This window comes from uncultured Pontibacter sp. (assembly GCF_947499215.1).
Lineage (GTDB): Bacteria > Bacteroidota > Bacteroidia > Cytophagales > Hymenobacteraceae > Pontibacter.
In genome coordinates, this window is the sequence record NZ_CANMNI010000001.1 from 334121 (window position 1) to 350120 (window position 16000).

Genomic DNA, 16000 nt, shown 5'->3' on the forward strand with positions numbered 1-16000 from the left:
GAGATGTCTGCGCTATTTATTCGCCCTAAAGTAAAACAATCTAGCCCTGTTAAAAGATGACTTAGGTCAGTTTCAAACTAAGTTCGACATCTCTTTTCAGGCATTGCTGCCTGAGCCAATCGCCGGCGTCCATTAAATTGCCGAAAACGTCAGTTTGGAAATGGGTCTGTTCGTTGTGAAAGTTGGAAACGTCGGTGGAGGCGATGGCATCGGGGGCGTTAACCAAAGCCATGTGTTTTAGGCCAGCTTTGGCTACTGCCGGCGCCCACACATCGGTGGCCCAGTCAGTGGTGCGGATAGGCCCAAGCACCAACAGCATGTCATTGAGCACACAGGTGAAGCCCGAGGCTTCAATGGTTTCTAAGATAGCCTGCCCTCCTGTTTTGATATTGTTCTCGCTGAGGTAACCTTCCCAGATCACATGTATCCAGCTGTTGGCGGTATCAACTTTAATTGTCAAATATACTTTGCCAAAGGCGTTCGTAAGTTTAGTATTCATAAAAAGGCGGGCTAGTACTCAGACCTCCAACAAAGCATGGAATCCTTTTGGTTCAGCTGGCAGGCCCTCCGTGGAAATAATAATGGACGGCAATAACTAAACTTATACCTGCAGCCGTAATTCATCAAAAGCACCTCTCTTCTCTGCGCTTCTATGAGTGATAGCAAAAGCTTTCTGTACCTCGTTTGGTCTGCCGTAAAGGGCAAGGAGCAGGATTATACCACCCTCGGTATCCGGACGAGTATTGTGCTGCTGGCCGTGCCCATGATTCTGGAGATGCTGATGGAGTCGCTATTTGCAGTGGTCGACATTTTCTTTGTCGGCAAGCTGGGTCCGCATGCGCTGGCGACCGTCGGCCTAACCGAAACGGTGCTGATGGTGATCTACTCGGTGGGGATGGGCGTGAGCATTGCCGCCACGGCCTTGGTATCGCGCCGGATCGGTGAAAAGAACTACCGTGAGGCGGGCAATGTCACTTACCAGCTCATGGCCACGGGTGTGGTGCTCGCACTGCTCATGGGCTTTCTGGCGACGTGGTTTGCAGCCGATATCCTCACACTGATGGGGGCCGATACCGCCCTGCTCGACACCGGGCTCCACTATGCGCAGATCATCTTTGCCGGCAACCTCGTCATTATCATGCTCTTCCTCATCAACGGAATCTTCCGGGGGGCCGGTCAGCCGCACTTGGCTATGCGCGCACTCTGGATCGCCAACGGAGCCAACATTGTGCTAGACCCACTTCTGATCTTCGGCATCGGCACCTTCGAGGGCTGGGGACTGGACGGTGCGGCTTGGGCCACCACCATCGGTCGAAGTGTGGGCGTGGTCTACCAGTTATACCACCTCTTCAATGGCAAGCATCTGCTAAAAGTCGGGCGTGAGAATCTCGTCATTAGTTTCGCCATGATCAAGCGTATACTGGCGGTGTCGTCTGGCGGCATGGGCCAATACCTCATCGACTCCGCCAGTTGGATCTTCCTGACCCGTATCATCGCTGAGTTTGGCAGCAATGCGTTGGCCGGCTATACCATCGCCTTTCGCCTGATCGTGTTTGCCTTGCTGCCCGCTTGGGGTTTGTCCTCGGCAGCTGCCACACTGGTGGGTCAGAACTTGGGAGCGCAGAAGGCCAAACGCGCCGAACTGGCCGTATGGCTGACGGCGCGCTACAATGTCATCTTCATGGCGGCTGTCACCATCCTATTTCTTTTGTTCGGGGAGCACTTAGCCGCTTTCTTTGCTGAGGATGAAGCCGTGATTGACATCGCTTCCGAGGCGCTCCGGATCATCACGCTGGGCTACGTCTTTTTTGGGCTGGGCATGGTGATGGTGCAGGCTTTTAACGGGGCCGGTGATACCCGCACGCCCTCATTCATTAACATCGTAGTGCTCTGGCTGATCGAGATTCCGATGGCCTACCTATTGGCCAAAACCCTCGGCTTCGGGACAACCGGCATTTTCTTCTCGATCGCCTTCTGCCACTCCTTTCACGCCTTGGTCAGCTGGTGGCTTTTCAGGCGCGGCACTTGGAAAAAGGTGAAAGTATAAAGGGCTGTTATTACACTCTCAGCTGCGACCGCGAACACGTTAAATCCCAACTGACGAGACAACGCTTATATAGAAGATATTGATGATTATATATTGAACTTTGACATTATAAAGGCCAAGGTTACCACTTTTCGAAAAAAACAATTTAATTAAAGCGACAATACATCAAGTAATAGGATTTTTTAGCGTAAAGATAAACTCCTATTCTCAGCCTACTATGAAATAACCATTTGATTAACTTTTAGCCACAGTACCATGATCATCACCTCTATCCTCACCCTTATCGGGCTTTGCGGCACCTTGGCCATCATCGCCTACCTCAGACAAGTAGAAGACGCCATGGCGGAAGTACAGGAGCAGTTGGAAGTACCCGTTTGCCCCGTCTGCCACATAGCCCATCTCCCGCACGAAGACAAAAAAATGCACACGAGTAGCCTGCGAGGTATCAAAAGCTATTGCAAACGCCAAAGAAGAGCCGCCACCAGACTATACAGCGCGCGCAACCTGTCGCACATCGGTGCTCAACGCCGGGAGGAAATCGCGGCATAATAATTTTGCCTGTTTAAATCCGAATGGCTCGCCAGTTCGTTTGTATGCTCCATTTCAGAAATAAAAAACAGAAACTATGGAGACAACAGGTATATTATTATTCATTGGCGGCTTAGGCGGCCCCGAGGTGATCATGATCATCCTCATTTTTGTTTTGTTCTTTGGCGCCAAGCGCATACCTGAACTCGCAAAAGGATTGGGCCGCGGCATCCGGGAGTTCAAAGACGCCTCGAAAGAGATGAAAAGGGATATCGAGCACGCCACCGCCGCCAGTCCCGACGCTGAAAAAGCAGCGACAAAAAGCAATGTAAATTCATAAGAACGCGAAGCCCACCCTGACAGGTGGGCTTTGTGCTTTTTATACCTGCGCTTAAAAAAATTTGCATCCCCTAAATCCAAGCGATCAGGCTACACCGTAAGTCTCGCAACCCTACAGGGCAAGCGCTTCACAGGTAGGCGATTCGAATCCTTTTTAACAAAAGTTTAGAATTATGAAAAAAACACAAAACGAGTTACCCGAGAAAGACGGCGCCTTAAAAAGCAGCTTGGTTACACCCATGCAACGCCGTGTGTTCTTGCGTTACGCCGGGGCCTCCGCTGCCGCCGCCACCCTACTTTTTACTACCACCTCTTGCGACGATGACGACGACAATGGTCCCATGGACCCGATGGCCGTTGACCTAGGTTCCGGCGACACCGGTATCCTGAACTACGCCTACGCCCTCGAGCAACTGGAGGCCGCCTTCTATACTGAAGTGGTGACCAGGTCACTGAGCCTTTTCAGCCAGACGGAGCAGCAGATCATGCAGGACCTTAAAGGCCACGAAGGCATCCACCGCGATTTCCTCAAGGCCGCGCTCGGTTCAGCTGCCATACCTGACCTCGAGGTGAATTTCAGCTCGATCAACTTCAACGACAAAAACAGCGTCCTAACAACCGCGCGCACTTTCGAAGACCTAGGTGTGGCCGCTTATAATGGAGCCGGCAAACTGCTCGAAGACGCCGGTTTTCTGACACTCGCAGGCAAGATCGTATCGGTGGAGGCCCGCCATGCTGCCGTCATCCGCGACCTGATCTCGAATGGCACCTTCTCCGATACGGCCGACGCTAACGGACTGGATCCGGCCATGATGCCTGCTGATGTGCTCAATGCAGCATCTGCCTTCATCACCACGAAAATAAACGCGAACAACCTTCCTAAATAAGCCTTGCCATGAACATATTCAGAATAATAGAAGATATAGAAAAAGTAGACCCCGAAGTATACAACAGGATCGACTCCCGCCGAAGCGTATTCAAAAGCTTTGGCAGCATGGGCAAAAAGGCCGCGCTGGCCGCCATACCGGTTGCCCTCGGGGCTGTGTTTAACAAAGCCTATGGACAGAGCGCCGGCACGGTAGTGGAAGTGCTCAACTTCGCCTTGAAACTGGAGTACTTGGAGCGCAACTTTTACGCTGGAGGCTTGGCTGCCAACGGTCTTATTCCGGCTGGTGCCGCAAGAACCGCCATCGAGACGATTCAGATGCACGAGGCGCAGCACGTCGACATTCTCATTGCCACGATCCAAAGCCTGAACGGCACGCCGATCAGCGAGCCCACTTTTGATTTCGGAAAGAACTTTGCGGACTGGAACACCAATTACCAGACCTTCCTGACGCTGGCCCAAGCCTTTGAGGACACCGGTGTGCGCGCCTACAAAGGGCAGGCGGGCAACCTCATGAGCAACGATACCGTGCTGCAGGCCGCATTGCAGATCCACTCGGTGGAGGCGCGCCATGCAGCCCATATCCGCCGCATGCGCGACAACAAGGGTTGGATAGAAGGCGCCGCTGAAAACAGCAATGTACCGGCAGGTGCAGCGCCGGTTTACGCCGGAGAAGACAACGTGTCGCAAGGTGGTATAAACGATGTGAAGACGGTGGGTGCCGGCTACTCAGCCGCAATCGCCACCGGTGCATTTGACGAGCCGCTCACAAAAGAGCAGGTGGCGCAAATAGTTTCGCTGTTTGAGTAAACATATTCGGTAAACGGCTGTTTACCATCCGAATTCCCATAAGTGCTTCATAGCAAAAGGGCTGTACATAACGGCTCTTTTCCTGTGAAGCTTTGTGGTTTAAAGATAAATGTGTTACTTGTTCACTGCGCTTTGCGTATGCCTGCTTGGTGAATTGCCCTAAAGGTTACATAATTGGCTGACCAACGAATCAACGACAAACTCAAAGAAGACGATCTGGTGGCGCGGCTTCGCGCACGCGACAGCTCAGCCATGTCGCAGTTGTATGACATGTACAGCCCCACGCTGTACGGTGTTGTGCTGCAGATCGTGAAGGTGGAGGAAGTTGCCGAGGATGTGCTGCAGGAGGCATTTGTAAAGATCTGGAACTCGTTTGACAAGTACGACGCTTCCAAAGGCAGACTCTTTACTTGGATGATCAATATTTGTAGAAATCTGGCCATCGACACAATCCGATCGAAGCAGTACCGCGTAAGTAATCAGTCGGAAAATATTGAAGCGGATTCCCGAACCTATTACTATACCGATACCTTTAAACCCGAGCACATTGGTGTACGGGATATGGTGGACAATCTGAACCCGGAACAAAAACAGGTGATTGACCTGATGTATTTTAAAGGCCTCACCCAAAGCGAAATCGCTGAATCTTACAACATCCCCTTAGGCACAGTGAAAACACGGGTGCGCAGCGCTGTAAAACACTTAACAAGGATTTTTAAAGGACGTGCATAACGAGGACTACATAGCATCTGGTAAGCTGGAACTATACGCAGCCGGGGGCCTGACCGAGGCGGAGCGTGAGGAGGTGGAACGCCGTGCGGCTGCCTCGCCGGAGATCCGTATGGCCTTGGACGAAGCCTGCGCTGCCATGGAAGCCTATGCCGGTCTTCATGCCGTCAGCCCGAGACCTGCGCTCAAGAACAGGATCATGCAGCAGCTTGCGGTTGAGGAAGCGCCCGCCCGTACGCTTTACCAAGAAGCGGTTAGAGAGCCGAAAGCCTACAGATGGATGCTGGCCGCCAGTTTGGCCTTGGCGATTATCTCCGGCATACTGAGCTTTTATTTCTACAACCGCTGGCAGCAGGCGGAAGACAGGCTGGCCGGTGTGATGGCCTCGGAGCAACTACTGGCGCGCAATTTCCACCAGACCAATCTGCAACTGCAACAACAGGAGGAAACGCTTTCCATCCTGCGCAACCCGGACTTCCAAGCCGTTAGGTTACAGGGTGTGGAGAGTCATCCGGAAGCCCGCATGACAGTATACTGGAACCAGCGCCAGCAGCAGGTATACGTAGATCAGGTAGCGCTTCCGGCACCGCCCACCGGCAAACAGTACCAGCTGTGGGCACTGGCCGACGGCAAGCCAATTGATGCCGGTATGCTGGAAATGATAGATGGAAAAGCGGGACTGCAGCAGATGAAAAACATCGGCGCGGCACAGGCTTTCGCGGTTACGCTGGAACCGGCTGGCGGCAGTGCATCCCCCACCTTGGATGAACTCAGGGTAATGGGAAATGTCAGCTCTTAATGTTGCAAGCAAACATTTCGCTGCTTACCTATAAGTAGCTTTATACCAGTTCGGCTCCCAGTCCTTTGGAGGTGTACTTCACGTTGTTCCAGAACAGGCGACTGAAAATAGCTTGAAAGAGCGGGGTGGGCACATGCACTTCGGCGAGCTGCAGACTGGCCAACAAGCGCATCACTTCCTGCAGTTTCAGCAGGTGATCAGTCTCGCTCAGGTTGCTGAGTTCTTCTTTGCAGAACAGGAAGATGTTGGCAAGGCGATCATCGGTGCGCTCGATATAGTCCATGACCTCGTATACCCGCGACGGCAGTTCGCTCAGCATGGTAGTGGCGGCTACCTGATCGAATTTCCATAGCCTTGGTACGATGGGCGCCCCGAGTTGCTGGCTACGCTCTATGTCCGAGAGGCGCTTGTAGAGCAATAGCGCCAGCACCATGTTGTTGCAGCAATCGCTGCTCTGCCCCAGCTCCCGAAAGAGTACGATGGCCTGCTGCACTTTGCTGAATACCTGCTGCACCAAGTCCCGTTCCGCTGTGTGCCAGCCGCTTAGGCTCACCAGCTCATCGCTTATGGTAAAGAGCCCTGGATTCAGGAAAACCTCCTTTTCCACCTCCCGCACCATGTCCTGTAAACTGCTCGCCTGCAGCATGTGGTTGAAGAAAAGGAAGTAGGCGATCTGCTGGGCGGTCATGGGTACCTGCCTAAAAAGGAGCGTTGTTTTGATGGCTTCGGTCAGAATCATGGGCAGGATTTTTAAAACTCTGGAAATCAACAAGGTATTTCTCAAAGTTAAAAGAATAGGATGCCCATAACCAATACCCATAACTGGGTATTTTTAAGATGTTTTTAGACTGTGATTACCACTTTGCCAACAGACTTGCCCTGTTGGAAAAGCTTGATGGCCTCATGCATTTCGTCGAAGGCGAACACTTGCCCCACATGCTGCGGCTCGAGCTCGAGGGCCTGCAGCTTTTGCAGCAGCTCATGCATCAGGTCAGTCTGTTCGTAGAGGTAGATCAGGTTAAAACCCATCAGCGATTTGTTTTCGGTGGGCAGGCGCAGCGGGTCAATTTTGGGGCGGCGCAGAAAGCGCCAGAACAGGCTGGGGTAGTTGGGGCGGCTGCCGTGGCTGGAGAAGGAGGCGTTGCCATACACCACCATACGGCCCATCGGGGCCAGCGCCCGCCAGCCGAGCTCCAGTATGCGACCGCCGATGCACTCCATGATCAGGCAGAGGGGGCGTCCGTTGAGGGCCTGCTGCAATTCTTCGTAAAAGTCACTGCCGCGCAGGATCACCGCATCGTACGCCTCCTGCCGGCGCAGGAAGTCCACTTTGCCGGGTCGGCCCACGGTGCCGATGGTATAGGCGCCCAACTTTTTGCAGATGCGGTTCGCCAGAATACCCACGCCACCCGCCGCGCTGTGAATGAGCACCGCCATACCCGGTTTCAGGTTTCCCAGCTCTTTAAGCGCATAGTAGGCCGTAAGTCCCTGCACCAGAAAGCCAGCCCCCTGCTCATAGCTCCACCTGTCCGGCAGCGGAATAACATAGCGGTGATGGCTGTTGATGTGCGACACGTAGCCCCCGAACTTGGTGACTCCCATCACGCGGTCGCCGACCTGCCACTCCCCCACCGATTCGCCCACCGCCACAATCTCACCCGCAAACTCGAGCCCTGGTATAAAAGAGCCGGCGGGTGTGGCGCTGTAAAGCCCCTGCATGGCGAACACGTCTGCAAAATTGAGCCCAATGGCACGCACCCGAACGCATACTTCATCCGGCCCCGGTTCCTCGAGTGTTTCGGTGCGCAGCTGCAGGTTGTGAATGGCGCCCGCTTTGGGCATGCGGTATACCTGTCTCTCTATCATGGCGAATTAGTTGGCGTATTTCCAACACTACGAAAAAATTAAAAAAAACCTTGTGTGCCTTGTGGAATTTTTACGGAAGCGCCATCCACTATACAAAGGCAGCGGAAGTCCCGCCTGCCACATGCATCAAATAGAAAGGAAAGCACCATGGCACAGGTACAGGAAAAACAGAACCCGGCGAAAGGCAACAGAAGACGCGCGCGCAGCGGCGGTTTTCACCTCGACATGACCCCGATGGTGGACCTCGCGTTTCTCCTGCTCACCTTCTTCATGCTTACCACCACCTTCGCCAAACTCCAGACCATGGAGATCAACATGCCGACTGCGTATGGCCCCAACACGCCCATACCCGGCAAGAACGCCCTGACCGTGATACTCGGTGAAAAGGACCGGGTGTTCTACCATTTCGGATATGCCGGCGACGAGCCCGAAGTAGTGGAAACGGATTACTCGGCTTCAGGCCTGCGCCGAGTACTTCTCTCGGAGCAGGTGCGGCAGAATCCGAAACTGGTTGTACTGGTGAAAGCCGTCGAAACCTCGCGCTACAAGAATCTGGTGGACGCCTTGGACGAACTCCGCATTACCGACACCCGACGCTACGCCTTGGTGGCCCTGCAGGACGAAGACAGACAGTTGCTGGCCTCTCGGTGAGAAAATAGGAAGATTTGCGCATAACAAAGCATATACTTTCAACTATATTTACTTTATTTAAAGACGCGATACAGGTATACACATGTTTTTAAAGTTTTTCGCCAAAGACCGACAGCCCGATGATCTGGAGCTGGTACAACAGTACCGGCGCACCGGCGACTTGGACGTGATCGGAAAACTCTTTGAGCGGCATACGGAAATGGTATACCTGATCTGCCTCCGCTACCTAGAGGAGGAAGAGGAAAGCAAGGACGCCACCATGCAGGTGTTTGAGCAGCTCATGGTGGCCCTAAAGCGGCATGAGGTAACTAACTTTAAGTCGTGGCTGCACTCCCTCACCAAAAACCACTGCCTGCAGCTGCTGCGCACCAAACGCCTGAAAGGGAAAGCCACGCAGGCTCTGACACCCGAACAATACACCACCGATGGCGGCCTGCAGCTGAGCGATGCTGAGCAGCAAGAACTCGCCTTGCAGGCCTTGGAGCGCGGCTTGGTGCATCTGCCTGCCGAACAGCGTACCTGCCTTGAGCTGTTCTATCTGGAACAGAGAAGTTACAAAGAGATTGTGGAGTTGACCGGCTGTGACATGAAGCAGGTGAAAAGCTATATTCAGAACGGACGCCGGAACCTTAAAAATTACGTTGAGAAATACCATGCGCCACGATAAATTACAGACAAGCGAATGGGGACTAGAGGAACACCCTTCCACCGAGCTGCTGCGCCAGTATGAGGAAGGTGTGCTGCCGCCGGCCTCTAACTACGATGTGGAGCGCCACCTGCTCGATTGCGAGATGTGCGAGGACATACTCAGTGGTATGGCCCTGTCCGACCGCGGCCGAACCAAACAGGCGCGCAACCGCATTTGGCAGCGCATCAGAACCCGGTTGCGCCGCAAGCACCGGCCCCGCGCGCTGCACGGGCTCGCTGACTGGCGAGTGGCCTTGGGCGTGCTGATGATGTTCAGTTCTTTGGGCCTGCTGCTCTTTTACCACTATACCCGCACACTGGCGCAGGAGCGCGCCAACGTGCAGGCAAGCGAAGTGCTCCCCCCTACTCCTGAGGAACTGCTCGCCCGCACCATCGATGCGGCCATCGTGCTCGACATTCCGGCACCGCCGGTTAACCCGAGCCAGCAGCTGTCACCCGCTAAAACGGCGGTAGTACAAAACGAGGCGTCATTACAGGGGCGTGTGCTCGCTGAAGATGGACAAGGTATAGCCGGTGTGTTGCTGGAGGTACAAGGCAGCCAAGTACGTATGACCAGTGATCGACATGGAAATTTTAGCCTCCCCCTACCCGCCGGTGAGTACGAAGTTCGCATCAGTAAGCAAGGCTATCCACCACTGCAACAGACATTAAACAGTCCGGCAAAAGACGTAACGCTGCACTTGTCTCAACTCAATGAGTAAGGCAGTAACTAGGTATAAATACACAATGTCAAATAAGGGATAAATAGCCTGTTTTCTGACTTAAAGGAAGCTTTTTGAGCGTGATTAAATTGATTTAATAGAGGCCATAATTCGTCTGGGAAAGTAAAAATACTTAAATTACAGCCTGATAGCCTTTGTCAAAGGGAGTTCAGTCCGCATTTGCCGGCAGATCGTCTTCCCATTTAACCCCTGACAGAGGACCGAGGAATATGGAAAAAAACTACCTGTCGCAGCAACATGTGGGCGACAAAAACTATGATTCTGAATTTTGCGGCAGCATCCCGCTACACCAGATCAACCTGATACAACCCCACGGCCTACTGCTGGTGCTCGACAAAGCGCTTCGCATCAGACAGGTGAGTGAAAACACTGACAGCATGCTCGGCTTACCGCCGGATGCGCTGCACGACCAGCCCTTGGCCGCTTTCCTACCCGACCATGAAATGCGGGACCTGCAGCAAAAGCTGGGGCAGGAACAGGAACAAGTGAACATACCATTCGCACTCTCTTTTAAGACCGGTCAGGAAACCAAACACTTTACAGCCACCATTCTGCCCGAAGCGGAACAGATCCTGATTGAAATGGAGCCGGACCAAGGCACTGATGAGCAGTCGTTTCTATCCTTTTTTCAGCAGATCAAATACATTACCTCGCGCATCAAGCAGTCGGACTGCATTGCGGCTATCGCCCAGACGGCAGCCGATGAGTTCAGGAACTTTACGGGTTTTGACCGGGTCCTGATCTACCGATTCGATCCGCTTTGGAACGGTACCGTGATCGGGCAGGCCAAAACCGAGGACATGAGTGACTTGCTGGGTCTTCGCTTCCCGGCATCCGACGTGCCGAAACAGGCACGAGACCTCTATTTCAAAAACGCCTATAGACTTATCCCTGCACGAGAGTACGAACCGGTGCGCCTGCAGCCGATCCTTAACCCGATCACCAAGCGCTTCACGGATCTTACCAGCTGCAATCTGCGCAGCGTGGCAGGTGTGCATTTGGAGTACATGGGCAATATGGGAATTTCGGCGTCCATGTCGCTTCCCCTTATTATTGATGGGAAGCTATGGGGCCTCATCTCCTGCCACCACAAAACACCGAAGTACCCGAGTTATCAGGAGCGCACCGCCATGGAGCTGCTTGCCTCGATCACCTCGGTGCAGCTGGGTGCCTTCGAAAAACACTACAATAGTGAAAACAGGGCTAAGATGGGCGGGCTCCACACCCGCCTGCTCGAGCAGCTGTTTAAGGAAGAGTATTTTGCGAACGCCCTCCTGCAAGGGGAGCCCAGCATGCTGGACCTGCTCTCGCTGAGCGGTGCCGCCGTGCTGTATGAAGGACAAGTGCTAACAGCGGGTAAAACACCGCCGTTGTCAAAAATAAAAGAGCTGGCCTCTTGGCTTCGCCGTAACAGTGGCGACAAAACATTCGTAACTAACTCGCTTCCGCATATATACCCGAACAGCAAAGAATACAAGGACGAGGCCAGCGGACTGCTTGCCCTTGCCATCAACTCAGAGCAGGTCGAATATATTTTGGGGTTTCGGGAAGAAGTGCTGCATACCGTAAATTGGAGCGGCAACCCGGACCAAGCCATCCGTATGGAGCCGGACGGAAAAAGCTACCATCCTCGCAATTCCTTTGCCCTATACCAACAGACGGTGCAACTCACCGCGCTCCCTTGGCAGGACGAAGAGCTAGATGCCGCTGAAGCTTTGCGCAGTGCTGTGCTTGGCAAGATCATCCGCGAGAAACACTAAGTCGAATACTATTACCCTGGCAGTTCCAGTATGTTGCAGCAAGCACCTAACCATAAGGCGCAGAAAGTGAGCCCAAAACCAGCCGACCACTATCTGGTTGGCATCGGCGCCTCCGCAGGGGGGCTAGAAGCCATCCACAAGGTCTTTGACCACTTCCCGAGTAACTCCAGTTTCTCGTTCGTGATCATTCAGCACCTCTCGCCCGACCATAAGAGTCTGATGGCCGAGCTGCTGTCGAAACATACCCAGATGCAGGTGCGTGAAGCGGAGGACAACATGTTTACGCGGCCCAACTGCGTGTACGTGCTGCCCAGCGGCAAACAGCTCAGCCTGCAGAACGGAAGACTGCGCCTCACCGAAAAACCCCGCAACCGCGAACCGAACTTTGCCATCGATTCCTTTTTTGAATCACTCGCCGTGGACCGTGGGGCCTATGCCATCGCCGTGGTGCTCTCCGGTACGGGTACGGATGGCAGCAAAGGAATTCGCGCTATCAAACAGGCCGGTGGTCTGGTGGTGGTGCAAGACCCTAAATCCGCTAAGTTCGACGGCATGCCCCGCAGCGCCATCGATACCGGCGACGTGGACTTTGTGCTGCCCGCCGAACAGATACCACATGAGATCATGGAATACACCCGCCGGACGCCACTCGTAAAATCAATAATCGAGAATGGGAAAAAGAAGGAGGAGTCCAGCAACGACGAGGCGGTGCTAAAGAAAATACTGGAGTTGGTGTGCACCCACACCCAGATTGATTTCAACAACTACAAAACCCCTACCCTTAGCCGGCGCATCCACAAGCGCATGCAGTCCCTCAACCTAGACAGCATGCAGGCCTATCTGAATCATTTGTATGAAGATCCTGCCGAGATTAAAGTGCTCTGTCAGGAGTTTTTCATCAACGTAACCAGCTTCTTCCGTGACCCGGAGGCTTTCCGCCTGCTCGAACAGGAGGTGATCCCAAAGATCATCAGTGAGAAAGAGGAAGGCGAGCTGATCAAGGTATGGGTGGCCGCCTGTAGCACTGGTGAAGAGGTATACTCGCTCGCTATTCTGTTTAAGGAGGCATTTCAAAAGCTGGGCAGTAACGCTGAAGTGAAACTCTTCGCCACGGACATCGATCAGAAGGCCCTGCAAAAGGCATCGAGGGGAACCTATCCGGCCAGTATTGCCAAGTTTGTGTCGCAGGAGCGGCTGGACCGCTTCTTTCAGCGCAGCGGGAGCAAATACGTGGTTAGCGACGCTATCCGCAAGCTGGTGATCTTCGCGCAGCACGACCTGCAGAAAGATCCGCCTTTCAGCAAGATCGACCTGATCACCTGCCGCAACATGCTGATCTACCTCAACCCGACTTTGCAACACAAGGTGCTCTCGCTCTTCCCCTACGCCCTGAACATGGGGGGCTACCTGATGTTGGGACCGAGCGAGCATATGGGTGACATGCAGGAGTATTTCAAGGAAAAGGACCGCAAGTGGAAGCTTTTCCAAAAGGTGAAAGACCGCAGCAGCCTACAGCGCAGCTATGGGGTGTCGGAATACAACACCACGAGCATGCAGCAGAGTCAGGCCAGCCAGTACAAGACCATACAGCTCAACCGCTACAACGAGGCCTTTATGGATGCCTTGGCGGAAGACTTTAAGGTGACGGCCCTGTATGTGGACGCCAACTACCAGTTGCTGCACGGTATCGGTGACATTAACCGATTCCTAAAATTCCCGGATAAGCGCCTGCATTTCAACCTCATCAAAATGGTGCCGGAGGAACTGGCCGTAGTATTGAGCGTGGGGATACGCAAGGCGATTAAAACGAATAAAAGCGTCGCCAGCCGGCAAGTGGCGGTTAAGTTCGACAAAAAGGAGAAACTCGTTCTCACCTCTGTACGCCCGGTTACGATAGACAAAGGCCAACCGCCGGTGATACTGGTACTCCTGCAGGAAATGGGAGAAGTGAACCCGATCCCTAAAATATCGGACATCACACACGTATCAGATGCCGACTATTACCAGCAGCTAACCTCCTTGGAATCAGAACTTCGGGAGACGCGTGAGAACCTGCAGATGACCGTGCAGGATCTGAGCACGACCAATGAAGAACTGCAGTCGAGTAACGAGGAGCTCATGTCGAGTAACGAGGAACTGCAAAGCTCCAATGAGGAGATGCAGTCGCTGAACGAGGAACTGCATACTGTTAATTCTGAACACCAACTGAAGATAAAGGAACTGCAGGAACTCAATGAGGACTTGGACAACTACTTCAGAAGCTCCAACATCGGGCAGCTGTTCATAGACCATAATCTGGAAGTCCGCAAGTATACTCCCTCTTTGGAGCAACTCGTCAATATAATCGGAGGAGATATTGGCCGACCGGTATACCACCTGTCGCACAACCTGAAATACGACCGCCTGTTCGACGACATACGCCACGTGAACAACACCTCGCAGGAAATTGAGCAGGAAGTGGAGACGGAAAAAGGACGCTACTTCCTGATGCGCATCATCCCCTACCTGAAGCGGGATGGAAACAAAGACGGCGTAGTGGTGAGTTTTGTGGATGTGACCACCCTCAAAACACTCAGCAGCGTGGTGCAGGGTGTTTTGGACAGCTCGCTGAACAACATTATGGCCATGAAAGTGGAGCGTGATGATAAAAATCAGATCAGGGATTTATGCTGGTCCCTGCTCAACAAAAAAGCAGAGGAGCTCATAGGCGAGTCAAGCGCCAACCTGTTGAACAGAAGCGTTACAAGCACCATAGCCACCCTGCGCGAGAGCGGCCTCTACCGCAAATTTGCGCACGTGGTGGAAACCGGCACACCGCTTCACATTGAGCAGTACCTTAGCTTTGGCAAGCACAAGGCTTGGTATGAGATAGCCGCCGTAAAAATGGGCGACGGATTGACTGTTACGATGGCCGACATCACCGACAAGAAGAACAGCGAGGACCAAACCCTCCAAGCTTACGAAGACCTTAAGAAAGCGGAAGAGAATCTTACGGTACTCAACAACCAGCTAGAGCGCATTGTGCAGGAAAGAACCCGCGAACTGGCCTCCAGTGAAGAGCGTTTTCGCCTTGTTTCTATGGCCACCAACGATGTGGTATGGGACTGGAACTTGGCAGCCAATACGATCTGGTGGAGCGACGGCCTGCAGAAAATGCTGGGTTACGATGAGTCAGAAATGGAAGGCGGACTGGAGTCTTGGTTCTCGAAGCTGCACCCGGATGACCGTCAGGCAGTGGACAAGGGCATTAACCAAACCATCAACCAGAGCAAGGAGCAGTGGACTGGCGAATACCGCATCCAGCACAAGGAAGGATACTATGTGTATGTGTCCAATAGGGCCTATGTACTCTATAATGAGTATGGCGTGCCTTACCGTATGATCGGTTCTTTCATTGACCTGTCTGATCTCAAGCTGGCACAGGAGGAATTGCAGCAGACAAACGAGCACCTGCTGCGAGTGATCGAGGATCTGGACACCTTTGTGTATACCGCTTCGCACGACTTGAAATCACCAATCGCCAACATAGAGGGCCTGATGCTCGTGCTGGAAGAACAGATACAGGAAGCTGACCCGCTGCCGGGTGAGCCGACTGATCCCCTCTTTGTAATGATCAAGGACTCCATTATGCGTTTTAAAAACGTGATCAGGGACCTGACGGATATTGCCAAGGTACAGCGCGATGTGGATGGGGAAGCCGAACCGCTGCGCGTTGAATCGGTGTACGAAGAAGTGTATAAAGGCATAAAAGAAGAGGTAAAGCGCAAGAAAGCGGTTATTGAGGCGGACTTTGAGGATGCCCCTGAAATCAGTTTCTCTAAAAAGAACCTGCACAGCATCCTGTATAACCTGATGAGCAATGCACTCAAATACAGTTCCCCAGACCGAAGGCCGCACGTGAAAATAAAGAGCACCACGAAAGGAAACAAAGTGGTGCTAACCGTGGAGGATAATGGCCTAGGTATAAGCGAAGAGAATCAGCGCAAAATGTTCACCCTGTTCAAGCGCTTTCACTCGCATGTGGAGGGAACGGGCATGGGCCTTTACATCGTCAAGCGCATTATGGACAACTCGGGCGGACAGATAAAAGTAGAAAGCGAACAAGATCAGGGAACGATCTTCACCCTAACATTCCCACAGTAATATGTATATAGC

General features: G+C 53.1%; 15 protein-coding genes. 12 read left to right on the forward strand and 3 right to left on the reverse strand.

Annotated features, from left to right (window positions below):
* Nucleotides 1-61: 61 nt before the first annotated feature.
* The gene (locus Q1A04_RS01480; RefSeq protein ID WP_299700220.1) at nucleotides 62-499 is read right to left on the reverse strand and encodes an STAS/SEC14 domain-containing protein; all 438 of its coding nucleotides are present in this window, start codon (nucleotides 497-499) and stop codon (nucleotides 62-64) included.
* 153 nt (nucleotides 500-652) lie between these two features.
* Between Q1A04_RS01480 and Q1A04_RS01485 the strand changes: the two genes are divergently transcribed.
* The 7 genes from Q1A04_RS01485 to Q1A04_RS01515 all read left to right on the forward strand — a co-directional run bounded on the left by Q1A04_RS01485 (nucleotide 653) and on the right by Q1A04_RS01515 (nucleotide 6138).
* Entirely contained in the window at nucleotides 653-2047 is a 1395-nt protein-coding gene (locus Q1A04_RS01485) for an MATE family efflux transporter (protein WP_299700223.1), read from the forward strand.
* Nucleotides 2048-2302: 255 nt separating this feature from the next.
* On the forward strand, nucleotides 2303-2596 hold the full coding sequence (locus Q1A04_RS01490; protein WP_299700226.1) for a hypothetical protein: 294 nt from the start codon (nucleotides 2303-2305) through the stop codon (nucleotides 2594-2596).
* Between the two features lie 76 nt (nucleotides 2597-2672).
* Entirely contained in the window at nucleotides 2673-2915 is a 243-nt protein-coding gene (tatA, locus tag Q1A04_RS01495) for a twin-arginine translocase TatA/TatE family subunit (RefSeq protein WP_299700229.1), read from the forward strand.
* Nucleotides 2916-3153: 238 nt separating this feature from the next.
* Nucleotides 3154-3801, forward strand: coding sequence for a ferritin-like domain-containing protein (locus Q1A04_RS01500; RefSeq protein WP_299703616.1), 648 nt, complete (start codon nucleotides 3154-3156; stop codon nucleotides 3799-3801).
* 8 nt (nucleotides 3802-3809) lie between these two features.
* Complete coding sequence (locus Q1A04_RS01505; protein ID WP_299700231.1) at nucleotides 3810-4610, forward strand: ferritin-like domain-containing protein; 801 nt, start codon at nucleotides 3810-3812, stop codon at nucleotides 4608-4610.
* A 174-nt stretch (nucleotides 4611-4784) separates the two neighbouring features.
* The gene (locus Q1A04_RS01510; RefSeq protein WP_299700234.1) at nucleotides 4785-5342 is read left to right on the forward strand and encodes a sigma-70 family RNA polymerase sigma factor; all 558 of its coding nucleotides are present in this window, start codon (nucleotides 4785-4787) and stop codon (nucleotides 5340-5342) included.
* A complete protein-coding gene (locus Q1A04_RS01515; protein ID WP_299700237.1) occupies nucleotides 5335-6138 on the forward strand; it encodes an anti-sigma factor in 804 nt (267 codons plus the stop codon). Before Q1A04_RS01510 ends, Q1A04_RS01515 begins: the two co-directional genes overlap by 8 nt.
* A 40-nt stretch (nucleotides 6139-6178) precedes the next feature.
* Here Q1A04_RS01515 and Q1A04_RS01520 read toward each other — a convergent pair whose 3' ends face one another.
* A complete protein-coding gene (locus tag Q1A04_RS01520; protein WP_299700239.1) occupies nucleotides 6179-6877 on the reverse strand; it encodes a hypothetical protein in 699 nt (232 codons plus the stop codon).
* 104 nt (nucleotides 6878-6981) lie between these two features.
* Nucleotides 6982-8004, reverse strand: coding sequence for a medium chain dehydrogenase/reductase family protein (locus Q1A04_RS01525; protein ID WP_299700242.1), 1023 nt, complete (start codon nucleotides 8002-8004; stop codon nucleotides 6982-6984).
* Nucleotides 8005-8151: 147 nt separating this feature from the next.
* On the opposite strand from Q1A04_RS01525, the gene Q1A04_RS01530 reads away from it, so the two are divergent.
* The 5 genes from Q1A04_RS01530 (at nucleotide 8152) to Q1A04_RS01550 (ending at nucleotide 15988) form a co-directional block, all read left to right on the forward strand.
* Nucleotides 8152-8655, forward strand: coding sequence for a biopolymer transporter ExbD (locus tag Q1A04_RS01530; RefSeq protein ID WP_299700244.1), 504 nt, complete (start codon nucleotides 8152-8154; stop codon nucleotides 8653-8655).
* Nucleotides 8656-8737: 82 nt separating this feature from the next.
* Complete coding sequence (locus Q1A04_RS01535; RefSeq protein ID WP_299700246.1) at nucleotides 8738-9322, forward strand: sigma-70 family RNA polymerase sigma factor; 585 nt, start codon at nucleotides 8738-8740, stop codon at nucleotides 9320-9322.
* Nucleotides 9309-10064: a carboxypeptidase-like regulatory domain-containing protein gene (locus Q1A04_RS01540; protein WP_299700249.1), complete on the forward strand. Its 756-nt coding sequence runs from the start codon at nucleotides 9309-9311 to the stop codon at nucleotides 10062-10064. Before Q1A04_RS01535 ends, Q1A04_RS01540 begins: the two co-directional genes overlap by 14 nt.
* Before the next feature lie 230 nt (nucleotides 10065-10294).
* Nucleotides 10295-11845, forward strand: coding sequence for a GAF domain-containing protein (locus Q1A04_RS01545; protein WP_299700252.1), 1551 nt, complete (start codon nucleotides 10295-10297; stop codon nucleotides 11843-11845).
* 30 nt (nucleotides 11846-11875) lie between these two features.
* A complete protein-coding gene (locus tag Q1A04_RS01550; protein ID WP_299700255.1) occupies nucleotides 11876-15988 on the forward strand; it encodes a chemotaxis protein CheB in 4113 nt (1370 codons plus the stop codon).
* Nucleotides 15989-16000: the final 12 nt, after the last annotated feature.